Annotated in this window: 13 protein-coding genes; 7 read left to right on the forward strand and 6 right to left on the reverse strand. The window is 57.2% G+C overall.

The features are described from left to right. Positions 1-82: 82 nt before the first annotated feature. The 5 genes from JI62_RS12755 to JI62_RS12775 all read right to left on the reverse strand — a co-directional run bounded on the left by JI62_RS12755 (position 83) and on the right by JI62_RS12775 (position 6,065). The gene (locus JI62_RS12755; RefSeq protein WP_088700525.1) at positions 83-1,189 is read right to left on the reverse strand and encodes an ABC transporter ATP-binding protein; all 1,107 of its coding nucleotides are present in this window, start codon (positions 1,187-1,189) and stop codon (positions 83-85) included. Between the two features lie 71 nt (positions 1,190-1,260). Beyond that, complete coding sequence (locus JI62_RS12760; protein ID WP_430750723.1) at positions 1,261-2,943, reverse strand: alpha-glucosidase family protein; 1,683 nt, start codon at positions 2,941-2,943, stop codon at positions 1,261-1,263. 9 nt (positions 2,944-2,952) lie between these two features. Beyond that, the gene (locus tag JI62_RS12765) at positions 2,953-3,795 is read right to left on the reverse strand and encodes a carbohydrate ABC transporter permease (protein ID WP_088700526.1); all 843 of its coding nucleotides are present in this window, start codon (positions 3,793-3,795) and stop codon (positions 2,953-2,955) included. Next, positions 3,795-4,778 (reverse strand): carbohydrate ABC transporter permease, encoded by a 984-nt coding sequence (locus JI62_RS12770; RefSeq protein ID WP_088700527.1) that lies wholly within the window; start codon positions 4,776-4,778, stop codon positions 3,795-3,797. Before JI62_RS12770 ends, JI62_RS12765 begins: the two co-directional genes overlap by 1 nt. A 15-nt stretch (positions 4,779-4,793) precedes the next feature. After that, entirely contained in the window at positions 4,794-6,065 is a 1,272-nt protein-coding gene (locus JI62_RS12775) for an ABC transporter substrate-binding protein (protein ID WP_088700528.1), read from the reverse strand. A 412-nt stretch (positions 6,066-6,477) separates the two neighbouring features. On the opposite strand from JI62_RS12775, the gene JI62_RS12780 reads away from it, so the two are divergent. The 7 genes from JI62_RS12780 (at position 6,478) to JI62_RS12815 (ending at position 15,963) form a co-directional block, all read left to right on the forward strand. After that, the gene (locus JI62_RS12780) at positions 6,478-7,986 is read left to right on the forward strand and encodes a carbohydrate porin (protein WP_088700529.1); all 1,509 of its coding nucleotides are present in this window, start codon (positions 6,478-6,480) and stop codon (positions 7,984-7,986) included. 284 nt (positions 7,987-8,270) lie between these two features. Continuing rightward, complete coding sequence (gene malT, locus JI62_RS12790; RefSeq protein ID WP_088700531.1) at positions 8,271-10,976, forward strand: HTH-type transcriptional regulator MalT; 2,706 nt, start codon at positions 8,271-8,273, stop codon at positions 10,974-10,976. A 145-nt stretch (positions 10,977-11,121) separates the two neighbouring features. Next, a complete protein-coding gene (locus tag JI62_RS12795; RefSeq protein ID WP_088700532.1) occupies positions 11,122-12,816 on the forward strand; it encodes an alpha-glucosidase in 1,695 nt (564 codons plus the stop codon). Continuing rightward, entirely contained in the window at positions 12,804-13,919 is a 1,116-nt protein-coding gene (gene ugpC, locus JI62_RS12800) for a sn-glycerol-3-phosphate ABC transporter ATP-binding protein UgpC (RefSeq protein WP_088700533.1), read from the forward strand. Before JI62_RS12795 ends, ugpC begins: the two co-directional genes overlap by 13 nt. Before the next feature lie 112 nt (positions 13,920-14,031). After that, positions 14,032-14,556, forward strand: a complete 525-nt coding sequence (locus tag JI62_RS12805) for a DUF3455 domain-containing protein (protein WP_088700534.1) — start codon at positions 14,032-14,034, stop codon at positions 14,554-14,556. A 118-nt stretch (positions 14,557-14,674) separates the two neighbouring features. Further along, positions 14,675-15,229: a sigma-70 family RNA polymerase sigma factor gene (locus tag JI62_RS12810; RefSeq protein WP_227406264.1), complete on the forward strand. Its 555-nt coding sequence runs from the start codon at positions 14,675-14,677 to the stop codon at positions 15,227-15,229. Continuing rightward, a complete protein-coding gene (locus JI62_RS12815; protein ID WP_088700536.1) occupies positions 15,226-15,963 on the forward strand; it encodes an anti-sigma factor in 738 nt (245 codons plus the stop codon). The genes JI62_RS12810 and JI62_RS12815 overlap by 4 nt, the downstream gene beginning before the upstream one ends. Before the next feature lie 29 nt (positions 15,964-15,992). Here the strand turns inward: JI62_RS12815 and JI62_RS12820 are convergent. Further along, the coding region (locus tag JI62_RS12820) for a TrkA C-terminal domain-containing protein (RefSeq protein ID WP_276206567.1) at positions 15,993-16,413 on the reverse strand (421 nt) is incomplete at its 5' end.

Genomic DNA, 16,413 nt, shown 5'->3' on the forward strand with positions numbered 1-16,413 from the left:
GCCAACTTCCCATGATAAGCGAAGGGAAGGGTAGACACACACAGGGGGTCGTTAATGCGGGTATCTTGGTTGACTCCCGTGCTTAAGCCGCGGCTCTTTGGGTGGGCAGCATCAGTGCTGCACCGCTCTCATCGAACAAGTGGACTTTTTCCCAATCCGCTGCCAATGCCACCTGCTGGCCCTCCTGCCACTGGCTGGGCGCTTCGCTACGATGGATCAGCAGCGTGTCGCCCTGTTTTGGCTCAAGGTAGACGTAAACCTCGTTGCCCAAATACTCGACATTGACGATATCGAAGCAGTTGTCTTCGGTGGGCGCCGCTAAGCATAGGTGCTCTGGGCGAATGCCAAGGGTCAACGCTTCGCCGCTACGTTGCTGCTGGGCATTCTGGGGCAGAGCGAGCTCGCCAATCCCCGCGGCCCGTACGCGACAGCCGTTGGCGTCGCCTGCGAGGAGCTCAGCAGGCATGAAATTCATGGTCGGTGAACCAATAAACCCGGCGACAAATTTCGTTGCCGGGCGCTGGTACAGCTCGTGGGGGCTTCCGACCTGCTCGATGTGGCCACCATTGAGTACCACGATTTTGTCAGCCAGGGTCATGGCCTCCACCTGGTCGTGAGTCACGTAAATCATGGTAGAGCCGAGGCGGTTATGCAGCCGCGCAATTTCGTTACGCATCTGCACCCGCAGTGAGGCGTCCAGGTTGGAGAGTGGCTCGTCAAACAGCAGAATACGCGGCTCCCGGGCCATGGCACGGCCCATGGCCACCCGCTGGCGCTGGCCCCCAGAAAGCGCTTTGGGTTTGCGGTGGAGCAGCTCTTCCAGCTGTAGAATCTTGGCGGTGGTCATCACCCGCTCATGCACCGTCTCTTTGGCAGTTTTGGCCAGTTTCAGACCAAACGCCATATTGTCGTAGACGGTCATATGGGGGTAGAGCGCGTAGGATTGGAATACCATGCCAACGCCGCGTTCCCGGGGCGGTAAGTCGTTGACCACCGTCTCGTCTATGCACAGATCGCCATCACTAATCGATTCCAAACCGGCGATCAGGCGTAAAAGCGTTGACTTGCCGCAGCCGGAGGGGCCGACGAAGACCACGAACTCACCGTCGCCAATATGTAGATCGACATCGTTGATAATGTGATCGCGGCCAAACACCTTATTGACCTTATTAAGCGTAACACTTGCCATGGGTGACTCCTTGCCGACCTTCCTGCACTGCTGTTGTTGGGTCGGCTTGTTGTTGTGTGCGGTGGTGGCGATTAATTGTCATGAGCGACGCGCATAAAGGCTGCCTGGTACGCCGGTAGTGCCAGGCGATTACCGTCGCGCTGAGTGGTAAAACCGTGGCCCTGCAAATCGCTGTCAATCGCTAGCGGCAGATTAACCGTCTGAGCCTCGGCGGTGAGGTTGAAAACGCATAGCAGTGTTTCTTCCCCTTTTTGTCGACTAAAACCCAGCAGCGTTTCGCCTACATCGACCAGCGTCAAGTCACCATCGAACAGTGGGGGGTGCTGGCGACGAAAGGCCAGCATGTTGCGCAGCGCATTCAAGGTCGAGTTGGCATCATCCTGTTGGCGGCTGACCGCCCTATCCCGATGACTGGCCTCCATGGGGAGCCAGGGTTCAACGCTGGAAAAACCGCCATGTTCGCTGTCGTTCCAGGGCATTGGCGTTCGGCAGCCGTCGCGGCCTTTGAACTCCGGCCAGAGCACTTTGCCGTAGGGGTCTTGGATGCGCTCAAAAGGCACGTCAGCTTCCGGCAGGCCGAGCTCTTCGCCTTGATAAAGGCAGACGCTACCGCGCAGCGAGCAGAGCATGGCCAGCGCCACTTTAGGGTAGGCGGTGGGGTCTTCACCCGCGCCCCAGCGGGTGGCGCTGCGTACTACATCGTGGTTGGAGGTTGCCCAGCAGGGCCAGGCGTCGCCCGCCAGGCGCTGAAAGCGTTCCAGCACTTCATGAATATAGCGCGCCGAGTGGGGTGTGTTGAGCAGGTCGAAGGTGTAGGCCATATGCAGCTTGTCGCCACCGGCGGTGTACTCGGCCATGCGCTCCAGCGGGTTATCGTCGCCAATTTCGCCCACAGTGGTGGTGCCGGGGTATTCGTCCATCAGCGCCCGTAGATCTTTCAAAAAGTCGAGGTTTTCGGGGCGGCTCAGGTCATAGACGTGGCGCTGCCATGTGTAGGGATTGCTATCCGGTGCGCCCAGGGTTTTAGCTTCGCCTTTGGGCACAGGCGGATTGTCGCGCAGCTCGGCGTCGTGGAAGTAGAAGTTGACGGTATCCAAGCGGAAACCGTCCACGCCCAGCTCCAGCCAGAAGCGCATATTATCCAACTGCGCCTGACGGGCTTCCGGGTTATGGAAGTTAACGTCCGGCTGGCTGGTCAGAAAGTTATGCATATAGTACTGCTGGCGACGGGAATCAAACGTCCACGCCGGGCCGCCGAAAATCGACAGCCAGTTGTTGGGTGGCGTGCCGTCCGGCTTGGGGTCGGCCCATACAAACCAGTCGGCTTTGGGATTGCTGCGGTTTTGGCGGCTCTCCTGAAACCAGGCGTGTTGATCCGAGGTGTGGCTAATTACCTGGTCGATCATCACCTTCAAACCAAGCGAGTGGGCTTTTGCAAGCAGCGCTTTAAAGTCTTCCAGGGTGCCAAACATGGGGTCGACGTCGCAGTAATCGCTAATGTCGTAGCCAAAATCGAGCATTGGCGAGGTGAAAAACGGCGATAGCCAGATACCATCCACGTTAAGGGAGGCAACGTAATCGAGTTTTTCGGTAATACCGTTAAGATCGCCAACACCGTCACCGCGGCTATCCATAAAGCTGCGCGGGTAGATCTGGTAGATAACGCCGCCGCGCCACCAGAGTGTGTTGTTCTGCTCTGTTGTATTGTCCTGGCCAGTTGTGGCGTCTTGCATCGTAGAGTCCATCGTTGACATAAACATTCCTTAGCCTTTAACGGCGCCTGCGGTAAGGCCTGAAACAATGCGGCGCTGGAAAATAATCACTAATACGACCAGGGGCACCGTGACCACCACAGACGCGGCCATAATCGGCCCCCAGGGCAGTTCGTAGGCGCTACCACCTGACAGTAGCGCGATGGCGACGGGCACCGTGCGCTGGGTATCGGTGAGTGTGAAGGTGAGAGCAAACAGAAACTCGTTCCAAGCAGCGATAAATGCCAGCAGGCCGGTGGTCGCCATGGCGGGCCACATCAACGGCAGAAACACTTTCGTGATGGTTATCCAGGGCGTAGCGCCGTCCATGATGGCGGCCTCTTCCAGCTCCATGGGCAACTGCTTCATAAAGGTGGTCAATACCCATACGGTGAAGGGCAGGGTGAAGATGGTGTAGCTTAAAATCAGCCCAGCGGGGTTGTTGTAAAGGTTGAGCGCACGAATCACCTCAAACAGCCCGGAAAGCACCGCCACCTGGGGAAACATCGAAACGCCGAGAATCACCAGCAGCACCGTGGAGCGGCCGCGAAAGCGCACCCGGCCCAGGGCGTATGAAGCGGTAATGCCGAGTAGCAGGGCGATGAACACCACGCTAAACGCCACCACGATGGAGTTGAAAATAGCGCGCAGAAAGCTGGTTTGGCTAAAAATGCTGATGTAGTTATCGAAGTTCCAGTTCGAAGGCCAAAGCTCAACGCGGAACAAGTCGCTCGACGGTTTTAACGAGGTAATGACCGCGTAGTAAAACGGGAAAACGGCGTACACCATAATCAGCGCAATCAGCGCCCAAAACCCGATTCGCTTGGCAATGTTGGCCAACTGACGAGTATTCATTAGTCGCCTCCCAATTGGATTTGTTTACGCCCAACGTAGAGGTAAGCCACGGTGGCCAGGGCAATGATCAAGAACAGCAGGGTAGAGGCGGCGCTGCCGTAACCGACATCCTGAAACTCGACCAGCTGTTGGCGGGCGTATACCGACATCGACATGGTGCTGGTGGAGTTGGAGGTCAGTACGTAAATCACATCGAAAACGCGCAGCGCATCCAGCAAGCGGAAGATCACTGCGACCATTAACGCAGGAGTAATCAGCGGTAGCGTGACTTTGAAGAACACCCGCAGCGGATGAATGCCGTCGACCTCGGCGGCCTCGTAGCAATCCTTGGGCAGCATTTGCAGGGCAGCCAGCACCAGCAACGCCACGAAGGGGATGGTTTTCCACACATCGACCATAATCACCGCCCACATGGAGTAGGTGGCGTTGGCCGTCCAGGCGATGGGGGCGTCAATCACGCCCAGGCCCATCAGCATATGGTTGATAATGCCGAACTGGTTGTTGAGCATCCATGCCCACATTTGCGCGGAGACAATAGTTGGGATGGCCCAGGGAATCAGCACCGCAGCGCGCACAATGACGCGGCCCTTAAACTCGGCGTTCAAAATCAGCGCCACCATCACTCCGAAAACCACTTCCAGGGAGACCGACACCACCGAGAAGTAGACGGTATTCCATACCGACTGCCACCACACTGAGTCGGCCAGTACCCCATACCAGCGGCCATCGTCATAGACGAGGTAGTTCTCAAAGCCAATCAGGTTGGCGGCACCTAAATCTGACAGTGATGCATCCGTGAAACTGAGAAAAAAGGTACGCAACAGCGGCCAGCCAGCCACTAGCGTTAACGCAATCAGCATGGGGGCTAAAAACAGCCAGGCGGCTTTCACCCGCTGACGTCGAACCTTGGTTCCCCGGCGCGGCTTGGTAGTGAAAGAACGCGCCCCAGCGGGCGCGTCATCCTGCTTGATGGAGGTCGACATGGAAAGACTCCAGGGTTACCAGTTGCGACGCTTCAGGCGAGCCAATTCGTCTTCAAGGTCGGCGACCGCTTGAGTGCCATCTTTCGTGCCGGAAAGCACATCGTGGGTGGTACTGAAGAAGGCGTTACTCACCCGGCCATAGGCGTCGCCGGTGGCGGCAGAGGGGCGGGCGACTGCATTCACAAAGGTTTCGTAAAGTGTGCCAAAGAAGGGCACCGCTTCAAGAACTTCGTCGTCCTGGTAGAGGGCGTCGATAGTGGGGTTGTAAGAGGCTTGAATGGCGCGACGCTTCTGCTCCTCTTCACCGGTCAAAAAGGCAACCAGATCGGCGGCGAGTTCCGGGTGTTCGCTATAGCGCGATACGGCCAGATTCCAGCCGCCCAGGCCAGCGGCACTTTGGCCGTTTTCACCACCCGCGGGCAGTTGGGTTACCCCCACTTTGCCGCGTACGTCACTGTCTTCGCTTTGGGCCAGCGACCAGGCGTAGGGCCAGTTGCGCATAAACACCGCGCCGCCGCTCTGGAAGACGCCCCGCGCTTCCTCTTCGGTGTAATTGAGCACGCCGTTGGGTGAAATATCGCCAATCCAGGAGGCGGCCAGATCCAGGGCTTCTGCGGCGTGTTCGTTGTTAATGCTAATTTCACCGTCAGTTTCTACCACGGTGCCGCCGCCAAAGCTGGCGACCCACTCAAGGGCATTGACGGTCAAGCCTTCATAGGCACGGCCCTGGAAGACATAGCCCTGCATATTATCTTTGCCTGCGGCGCGTTCGGCGTCTTTAATCTCGCGGGCAATCTCAGTGAGTTCCTGCCACGTAGTTGGCACTTCATGGCCATATTTTTCTAACAGATCTTCACGGTAGTAGAGCACACCTGCATCGGTGAACCACGGCATGGCGACTAATCGATCATCGATCGTATTGTTGGTCACAATGGCTTCAAAATGTCCGTCAGCGGCGTCATCGCCAAGCACTTCCTTGAGATCGAGCAGGTGATTGGCGAGTAGGCCGGGCCACACCACGTCAATCTGCATCACATCGATATCGCTGGAGTTGGCCGACAGGATCTGCTGATAAAGCGAAAGACGCTCGGTGGAGGAGTTGGGTGTAGAAACGACGTCGACGCTATGGCCGGTTTTCTCTTCCCAGGCGCGTACGCCTTCTTGGCAAAGCGTTAACTCCGCGCCTACCGCGCCACAGGAAATGGTGAGTTCCTCAGCTTGAGCCTGGCTCGTTGCGCTCAGTGTGCTGGCTACTGCGATGGCGGTAGTGATTAAAGTCTTTTTCATAACGGCGTACCTCGACGTTTATTGTTGTGGATGGTGTGGCATGAAAATCAGCGTTGAACAGCTAACCAACCGCTACCTTAATCGTTTCTTAATCGATTAAGATTATGCCGCTCAGTTAGCCGCTTTGACCGAGGAAGTTCAATAGCGACTTTTGTCTAACGACACCATTCAGTTTTCACTAAATTAAATCGTTCCTTAGACATTAGTCGCTAATTAGCCATTCGCTGTTGGTAAAAAGAGACTTAATCGATTAAGTTTTGGCTATCTTTCCTTAAGCATCGTGGCGTTTAATTACAGCCGCTCCCCCCTGGGCGAACCGTGTAAGGGAAGTGTTATCGATTTGATCTTAATCGATTTAGATAAAAGCGCTTATAAATAGTGGCTTACCAATAACAATAGGGTACTCAAAACAATGCATAAAATGACATTCAAAACGCCGTTAGCCATTGCGATTGCCGCCGCCAGCTTAGGGATGAGCGGTGTTGCTTCGGCACAAATGACCCTGGAGCAGCGCTTTGCCGAACTGGAAGCCCGCATTGAAGCGGCGGAACAGCGCGCTGATGCCGCCGAGCGCCGTGCAGAGATCGCCGAGCAATCACAGTCGACCGCCGTGGCGACAGAGAGCGATGCGGAAATCGAAGAGCGCCTGGCCCGGGTGGAGCGTTATGCCGATGGCGAAGAGGGCTTCTCGTTTAACGTTTATGCGCGTTCAGGCTTGTTGATTGGCGAAGATGGTAAAAGCGAAAATGCTGGTCCTTACCTGACACCCGCGGGTGGAGAGGGCGGCGCCGTGGGCCGTTTAGGTAATGAGCCGGACACCTACGCCGAAGCGATTTTCAACTACCGCATGCAGTTTGATAACGGCGCCAAAGCGCTTTACCGCACCATGATTGCCGACGGCACAACCTCCAGCAATGACTGGACTGGCGGCGATTCGGATATCAACGTGCGTCAGGTGTTTGCTGAATTCAGCGATCTTCCCAGTTTTACCGGCGCTTTTGAAAACGCCTCTATTTGGGCCGGTAAGCGCTTTGACCGCGATAACTTCGACATTCATTGGCTCGACAGTGACGTGATTTTCCTGGCCGGTACCGGTGGCGGTATCTACGACATGCAGTTGGCAGAGAACTGGAAGTCCAACCTCTCGATTTATGGCCGTAGTTTTTCTGACTATCCGATCGTTGACCGTGAGAACCCCGGTCTTGAAGGCGACACCGACAACTTGATTCTGACCTCCAATAACTACTTTGGTAACTGGCAGTGGATGGTCAACGGTATGTCGGCGGCAGACAACGACGAGCGCGACATTGATGTCGGCCAAACCGCTGCCGATACCGGTTTCCATACCATGATTGCTTATCATGGCGACAGCTTCTTCGGCATGGGTGAGGGTAATTTCAAGGCGGCTGTGCTGCATGGTCAGGGGCTAGGTGCCGAGACCAAAAGTCTTGGTTCGCGGGGTGATCTTACCGATGATGCTACCGCTACGCGTCTAGCGCTCTACGGCACTACTTATATTGCCCCGCAGTGGCGCGTCGCTCCCTCCATTCTGGCTGAAACCAGCGAAGACCGTTATGTCCAGGGCGATAAGTACAACTGGGCGGGTCTTAACGTGCGCCTGGCCAACGAGTTAACGCAGAACTTCGAAATGCAGTATGAAGCTGGCTATCAGTGGATGGATCTAGACCCCCAGGGTTACAGCGGTCGTAACGCCGTGGATGGGGGCTTCAGCAAATTCACAATTGCGCCCACCTTCAAGCCTGAAGTCGGTGGTTTCTGGCAGCGTCCTGAGATTCGTCTGTTCACCACTTTCAGCGATTGGGATGACGACCTTAACAACTACGGTGCCAGCTCACTGGGCAACGAAGGCTTTACCGGTGGTCAGTGGACTTTCGGCGTTCAGACCGAGGTATGGTTCTAAATCGATGTAAGTTGGTTAGCGTTTAACTGTTTCTTCTCCAATGCACTTTGCCCGCGACATGTCGCGGGCTTTTTTATAGGAAGCTTCTGATTAACTATTGCGCTTGGCCATACGGCGTTAAAAATCGCCTCAAAATGCTCATTTACACCCCGTAAACTCCGCTTTTTCGTTGATTTTTGCCTTGTCTGGCCTGCGCTCATCACGTTAATCAGAGGCTCCCTAGCTTTATAAAGTATTTGTGAATAGTACTTGTGCACGGCTAGCAGGGTTGCTCAGGAGCGTTTATGTCACTACTGCAAGAGAAACTAAAAGCGCCACCACTACCGCTTGGCGTAGTGGCCCGGCCGCGACTTAACGACCATTTCGGGTTAAATGATCGTGTCCGTTTGCTGATGGTGCAGGCGCCTCCTGGCTATGGCAAAACCACGCTGCTGGCTGAGCGGCTGCCCGCGCTGGAGCAAGAGGCCACTTGGTTGGGCTTGGATCAGCGCGACAACCAACCCACACGGTTTTTAGCCTACTGGCAGGCAGCGCTCGATGGACTGTTAAGCGAGAAAATACGGCTTTCACCCGTGGCAGACGATGGTGACTGCGTGGAGCAGTTAGAGCGTTGGCTTGGCGAGTTGCCTGAACAGCGTTCGCCGTGTCGTTTGGTAGTGGACAATTTTGAACACCTTAGCCACCCGGATATTTTAGCTGGGATCGCCCACTGGCTGCGCCATCAGCCGCCCTGGCTGACGTTAACGCTGGCCAGCCGCTCAAGGCCAGCATTGGGTTTGGCAAGCCTGCGGCTAAGAGGTGAATTGGAAGAGATCGACCTTCACGCGCTGGCCTTTGACAGCGAAGAGGCGCAAACCCTGTGTGCCGAACAGCTGAGCTTTCCCCCCACACGAGTAAGTCTGGAGCGTGCACTGCGCAGAAGCGGTGGCTGGGTAATGGCGTTGAGCTGGCTGGTAGAGCGCACCACCACGCGGGCAGGGTTTGACGCCCTGGTTGATCGATTAAGTGGTGCCCATCCCGATTTTGTCGCTTGGTTTGACGAACTGCTCTCCGCTGCACTGCCATTGGAAGAGCGCGAGCTAATGCTGCAGCTAGGGGTGCTGGAGCGCTTTTCCCCTGAGCTTATGGCCCGCCTGCTGGAAGGGGAGCGCTTGACTCAGCGCCTGGAAGCCTTTGAGCAAGCGGGGCTATTTATTGAACGCCCCGACCCCCATGCTCAGTGGTACCGCTTTCAACGACTGTTTGGCGAGTACCTCCGCCACCGCCGTCATGAGCTTAGTTTGGCCACCCAGCGAGTGCTGCACCAGCGCGCAAGCCAGGCGTGGTTAGCCTTGAACGATCCGGTGATGGCTCTGCGCCAGGCGATACTCGCCGAGGCCCCCGATGACGTGGCAAGCCTACTGACCGCCCAAGGGCCCGCCTTACTGGCGAGCGGTGCCTATGCACTGTTGGCCAAGGGTTTCGCCCTGCTCGGTGAGCCGCGGCTCTCTACCATTCCGGAACATGCGTTGCTCTATGGCTGGGTCTCCCATGCTCAGTTTCAGTTTGATATTACCGCACGCGTAATTGGCTGGATTGAAGCGCAGTTGCAAGCGCCAGAGTGGCAACTGCTCAGCGCTGAATTCGCGACCCTGCGCGCCCAGTTGGCGATTAATCAAGGCAACGCCGAGCGCGCCGCACCGCTGGCCGAGCAAGCGCTAGCCGTGCCCGCCCGCTATTTAGCTTCCACGCCGCTGACCGCCACCGCTATCTTGAGCGAGGCGCGCTTTGTGCTGGGCTATTTGGAAGAGTCGCTGCAGCGGGTTCGCGAGGTAGAGCTTCAAGCCCGCCAGCGTGACGATCACCAACTGCTGCTCTGGTCGTTTTGCCATCAGTCGGAGACGCTGGTGGCTCAGGGGCGCCTACAGGCCGCCTACGATATTCAGGAGCGCGCCTTTGCGCATTTGGAGCGGGCCGAGCTTGAGCATCTGCCCGTGGCGGAGTTTCTCTACCGCATTCGCAGCCAGGTGCTATGGGAGTGGCACCGGCTGGACGAAGCCGAGCAGGCCGCGCTGAAAGGCATCGCCGTGCTGGATAATCAGGGAGAGCGCTGGACACTTCAGTGCCACATTCAGCTCGCCAAAGTCGCCCAAAGCCGCGGCGACCAGGCCCAGTGCGCTGACCATATTCGGCGGCTGCGTAAAATCCTTGCCGAAGGCGATTACCACATCGACTGGGTCGCAAATGCCCACGCCACCCTACTGGCCTGGTGGCACTCCACCCAGGATCTGGATGCGGTAGAGCGCTGGCGCCAGGAAGCACCGGCCCCCATCACTGAAGAGGCTACCAACCACTTTTCCCAGTGCAATGTGCGCAACCACGCCCGGGCGCTCACGCTGCTGGGGCGCTTTGATGAAGCCTGCACGCTATTAGAGGCTCTTGAAGTGCACACCCAGAGGCTAGGGCTGGTCACGGACGCTAATCGTAACCAGCTCTGCTTAGCCGCAGTGGCGTGGAGTGCAGGAAGAGAGGAGCAAGCCTGCCAGCATATGCATCAAGCGCTGAGCTTGGCTTCCCGCACCGCGCTGGTGGGCAGCTTTCTGCGTTTGGGCAAACCGCTAGGGGAGTTGCTGAATAGGTTGCTCGACAGCGGCACCTTGGATGCCTTAGAGCAGGCGAGGGCAGAGCGGTTGCTGGCGCTGGCGGGCCGTCAGAAAGATTTTGGCAGCGCCCGACGCTTAATGCTGGATGAAACGGTGATCGCTGATATTGTCGCAAGGCCGGATGTGCCCGAGCTGATCCGCACTTCGCCACTGACTCGCCGGGAGTGGCAAATCCTGGGACTAATTCACGCTGGGCTTTCCAATGAGCAGATCGCCGAGCAGTTGTCGGTGGCGCCTACCACCATCAAAACCCATATCCGCAGCCTCTATCAAAAGCAGAATATTCGACGCCGCGACGAAGCGATTGCCCTGGCGGGGCAGTTGCTGGCGCATATTCAGGGGGAATAAGTCGACAGACGGGCTACTCCTAACGCCTACGCCCAGAGCCACCCTGGGGGGAGGATTTTATCTCGTGAGCAACCCTGCATCATGCCAAGTAATCAGCAAGAACTGTGACAAGAACTATGTCAAGAACTATGGCAAGGACAAAACAATGATGCAGACACCCTCTACTTCCCACTACGTTGGCAGCCAAGGAGCCGACTGGTGGCGCGGCGCCGTGATTTATCAAATCTACCCGCGCAGCTTTATGGACAGCAACGGCGACGGCAATGGCGACTTACAAGGCGTGATCGACAAGCTCGATTACATCGCCTCGCTTAACGTCGATGCGATTTGGCTGTCGCCGTTCTTCACCTCGCCGATGAAAGACTTCGGCTACGACATCAGCAACTATCGCGATGTTGATCCGATGTTTGGCACCCTGGAGGATTTCGACCGTTTAGTCGAGGGTGCCCATGCCAGAGGGCTAAAAGTCACCATCGATCAAGTCATGTCGCACACTGCCGATCAGCATGCCTGGTTCGAAGAGAGTCGCCAAAGTCGCGATAATCCCAAAGCCGACTGGTACGTATGGGCCGACCCTAAGCCCGATGGCGCGCCGCCCACTAACTGGCAATCTGTATTTGGTGGCAGCGCCTGGCAGTGGGACACCCGCCGCTGCCAGTACTATCTGCATAACTTCCTGGCTAGCCAGCCGGATTTAAATTTCCGCACGCCTGCGGTGGTCGATGCCATGCTGGAGGAAGTGCGCTTCTGGCTAGAACGGGGCGTGGATGGCTTCCGGCTGGATGCGGTGAACTTCTGCACCCACGGCGAGCTAAAAGATAACCCGCCGCGCCAGGAGATGACCGAAAGTTTTCTGGGCGTTCGCCCCGACAACCCTTATGGCTACCAGCTTCACCAATACGATAAAACCCAGCCGGAGAACCTGGTGTTTCTGGAGCGGCTGCGCGCGCTGTTGGATGAGTACCCCGGCACCACCAGCGTGGGCGAGGTGGGCGACGACGACGCCTTGGGCGTGATGGCGGAATACTCCCAGGGCGGTAAGCGGCTGCACATGTGCTACTCGTTCAACCTGCTTACCGATAAAGCCGACCCCGGCTACTTGCACGAAACGCTAACCGAGATGGAAGCGCGTATTGGCGATGGCTGGCCCTGCTGGGCGCTGGGCAACCACGACGTGACGCGGCTGGCAACTCGCTGGCAGGCGGAAGGGCAGCTCGATAAGCTGCGCCTTTATATGGTGTTTCTACTCACCCAGCGCGGTAGCGTATGCCTTTATCAAGGTGAAGAGTTGGGACTGCCCGAAGCTCAACTGACGTTTGAACAGTTGGTTGACCCTGCGGGTATTACCTTCTGGCCCGCTTATAAAGGCCGAGACGGCTGCCGAACGCCGCACCCCTGGCAGGCGGACGCTCGTCACGCGGGCTTTAGTCGTGGCACACCCTGGCTACCGGTGCCTGACACTCATGCTAGCCTCGCCGTTGACCAGCAAGATAACGATACCGATTCATTGCTCAATGCCTATCGCGATTTTTTAGCCTTCCGCCGGACTCAGCCTGCGTTGGTGAAGGGCGATGTGCGCTATCACCCTGTGCGCGACGATGTGCTTTGTCTTGAGCGCACCTACCAGCAAACACGGTTACTAATTGCTCTGAATTTTAGCGGTCAAACGGTCACCCGTTCGGCACCTGAAGGCGCTGAAGCCATTGCTGGTGCCCCCGCGTGGCTAACCGGTGAGTGGCAGGGCAGCCAATTGTCGCTTCCGCAACTCTCCCTTCCGCCTTATGGCGTGGCCATTGCCCGCTGCTCCCAGCTTGAGGAGAACGCACCATGGGACGTCTAACGCTAAGTGGTATCGGTAAATCTTTTGATGGCATGGAAATCTCGCGGGATATCGATCTCACCATCGAAGACGGCGAGTTTGTAGTTTTTGTTGGCCCCTCCGGCTGCGGAAAGTCCACGCTGCTGCGCATGATTGCCGGGCTTGAAGATATCAGCGAAGGGGATATGCAGCTGGATGGCCAGCGGATCAACGAGATTCCGCCCCAGGAGCGGGACATCGGCATGGTGTTCCAATCCTACGCCCTCTACCCGCATATGAGCGTGGCCGAGAACATGGCCTTTGGCCTGAAGCTGGCCCGCACCGACAAAGCGGAAATTCGCCGCCGCGTTCAACACGCCGCCGAGATGTTGCACCTCACCGAGCTATTGGAGCGTAAGCCTAAAGACCTCTCCGGCGGTCAGCGCCAGCGGGTAGCCATTGGCCGCACGCTGGTCAAAGAGCCTGCCGTGTTTCTGTTCGACGAGCCGCTCTCTAACCTGGACGCCACGCTGCGGGTGGATATGCGGGTGCAGATCGCTGCGCTGCATAAGCGCTTGAACGCCACCATGATCTACGTGACCCACGACCAAGTGGAGGCGATGACGCTGGCTGACCGCATTGTGCTGCTTTCCCGGGGAAGAATCGCCCAGGTAGGCGCGCCGCTCTCGCTTTATCACTTTCCCAAAACCTTAGAGGTAGCGGAGTTTATCGGCTCGCCGCGCATCAATACCTTCCCGGTTACGGTAGTCGACCCGGGTGAGCGCCAAACGGTGGTGCGTCTGCCTAACGGGGAGACACTGACGGTGGCGGTCAATGGCAAACACCTCCATTCCGGTGATGGCGCCACTTTGGGATTGCGGGCGGAAGATTTTGTATCGCTTGAACAGGCAGAGGCTCGGCTGACAGCGAGATTAATGGTGGCGGAAAAGCTGGGTTACGAAACCCTGGCGCATCTGCAGGTGAACGGCATCGACGCTACCTTAACCCAGCGTTTGGATGGCTTAACGCAACTAACCGAAGGCCAAACGATCGACTTGGGTTTAGCGGGCCAGCATTGCCATCTTTTTGACCTACAGGGGAGTGCCTGCCCGCGGCAGGTGGTGGTAGATGGGGTAAGCCAATAATCGGCCATCTTATTTTTTTCAAAAAAAGTGCATCCAATACGTCTCCTCGCGGGTAATCCCTATACAGGCGCTATTTAAGGCGGCTGATAAAAAACCTTTTAGGAGACTGAAAATGACCATCCAACCTCTTACGCGTGCAGCACTTGCCGCTACCTTGATTGTATCCTTCAGTCACGTCGCGCTGGCAGACATGGCGCCCGCGGAAGTCCAGGTGCCGGACGGTAATACCGTCGCCCTCGAAACCGTTGGCGTTGGCGCTATTACCTACATGTGCGAAACCCAGGACGACGGCAACATGGGCTGGGTATTCAAAGGCCCCCACGCTGCGCTTAACGACAGCGATGGCACCCAAGTGGGTAGCTACTATGGCCCGCCAGCCACCTGGGAAGCGTTGGATGGCTCAAAAATTACCGGCACTCAGCTAGCCACGGCTGCCAATGGTGATGGCAACATTCCACTTCAACTGGTGGAAGCCAACCCGGCTGAAGGCGAAGGCGCCATGAGCGGTGTTAGCTATATTCAGCGCCTGAACACCCAGGGTGGCGTTGCCCCGGACGTGGCCTGCGATATGGATCACGACGGAGCCACCGCGGTAGTGACCTACCAGGCGGACTATATCTTCTGGGCTGCTGAATAAGTCGGCTGGAATGTTAATTCCGCTGGGGGCTCGTCTGTCGAGTCCCCAGCGGCTATGCTGTCTCTGAGAACGACGACTGGCGTCGGTGCCGTCACCAGGGAGCTAGGGTTTGACTGACGTGTCTTCAGAATTTGATCATGCTGCGGCATTAGCCAACTGTGCCCGTGGCGAGCATGACGCCTTGCACCAACTCTATGTTCATGAAGGTGCCCGACTATTAGGCGTCGTCATAAGAATCGTCAAGGATCGTGGTATGGCCGAGGATATTGTCCACGATGCCTGTCTTAATATTTGGCAGCGTGCCGATAGTTTTGATCCCGCCAAAGGATCCGCGCGTACGTGGATATTTAGCGTGGCGCGTCACCTGGCACTGAACGCCATCCGTTATCGCGACCGTGAAGTCACTTTTGATAGTCACGATCCCACCGAATTAGATCTCGATGAACATTTTCAGCACACCTCCGTTGCCGATGAAGCCTTCGATTGGCAAACCGGCCAGCGGATGGATAGCTGCTTGGAAGCGCTTGAGCCGGAGCGGCGTAACTGCGTACTCCACGCCTATGTTGATGGCCTTAGCCACGCGGAAATTGCGGCGCATACCGGCGCGCCGCTGGGAACCGTAAAAGCCTGGATCAAACGCAGTTTGCTGCGCCTACGGGAGTGTATGGCATGAGCCGCCCCAGTCAGCACGAACACGAAGACGACCACACTTTAGCGGGTGAATACGTGCTGGGTACGCTGTCGTTAGAGCAGCGTAAGGCACTAGAGGCCCGACTACCTAACGAGCCTGAATTGCAACAAGCCGTGATGGCTTGGGAAGAGCGCTTCTTGCCCTATACCGCTATCACCGACCCGGTAACGCCTTCTGACAATTTATGGCCGCGTATTGAGCGCAGCCTAGCGTCACGGGAAGCGCTTGCTAAGCGTGCTCGACCTGCCTCTGTCGTGCCGCCAAGACCTCGCCGCATGCTGCACAGCCTGTCGCTTTGGCGCGGCGCTGCCGGGTTTGGTTTAGCGGCGGCGTTAGTATTGGGCGTGATGCTGGCCAATGAAGTAACTGAACCGACGACCCCCGAGTACATGGTGGTTCTGCTGGCACCGCAAACACAGTCAGCGGGTTGGGTAGTGCAGGCCTCATCGCGCCAGGAAATCGAGCTGATCCCGTTGGGCACCTTCGAAGTGCCTGAAGGTAAGGCGTTAGAGTTCTGGACCAAGGCAGATGAGTGGCAGGCCCCTGTATCGCTTGGCTTAGTGGAGCCTGGGCAGCCGATCCGTTTGCGCTTGGATGAACTGCCGCCTCTTGAGGATAACCAGCTGTTTGAGCTAACGCTGGAAGACGAAACCGGTTCGGCCACTGGCCTGCCCACCGGGCCGATTGAGTTTATTGGCCGCGCGGTCGAGATTTAGTCCCTCAAAAGCGCCGGTTAAACGTGTCTTTAAAAGAACGTCAAGCCGACCTGGAACAGGCGCTCCACATCGCGGATGCGGCGCTTGTCGATCACGAATAGAATCACGTGGTCACCGCTCTCAACCATCACATCGCCGTGGGCGATGATGACCTCTTTACCGCGCACAATCGCACCGATGGTGGTGCCGTCGGGCAGTGCGATATCGCGGATGGTACGGCCCACCACTTTTGATGACTGCTTATCGCCGTGGGCGATGGCTTCAATGGCCTCGGCGGCGCCCCGGCGCAGTGAGTGGACGTTGACGATATCGCCCCGGCGCACGTGGGTCAGCAGGCTGCCGATGGTCGCCTGCTGGGGTGAAATGGCGATATCGATCTCGCCGCCCTGCACCAAGTCCACATAGGCGGCGTTGTTGATCAGCGTCAGCACCTTCTTCGCACCTAAACGC

Origin of the sequence: Halomonas campaniensis (genome assembly GCF_002211105.1) — a bacterium.
Classification (GTDB): domain Bacteria; phylum Pseudomonadota; class Gammaproteobacteria; order Pseudomonadales; family Halomonadaceae; genus Vreelandella; species Vreelandella campaniensis_A.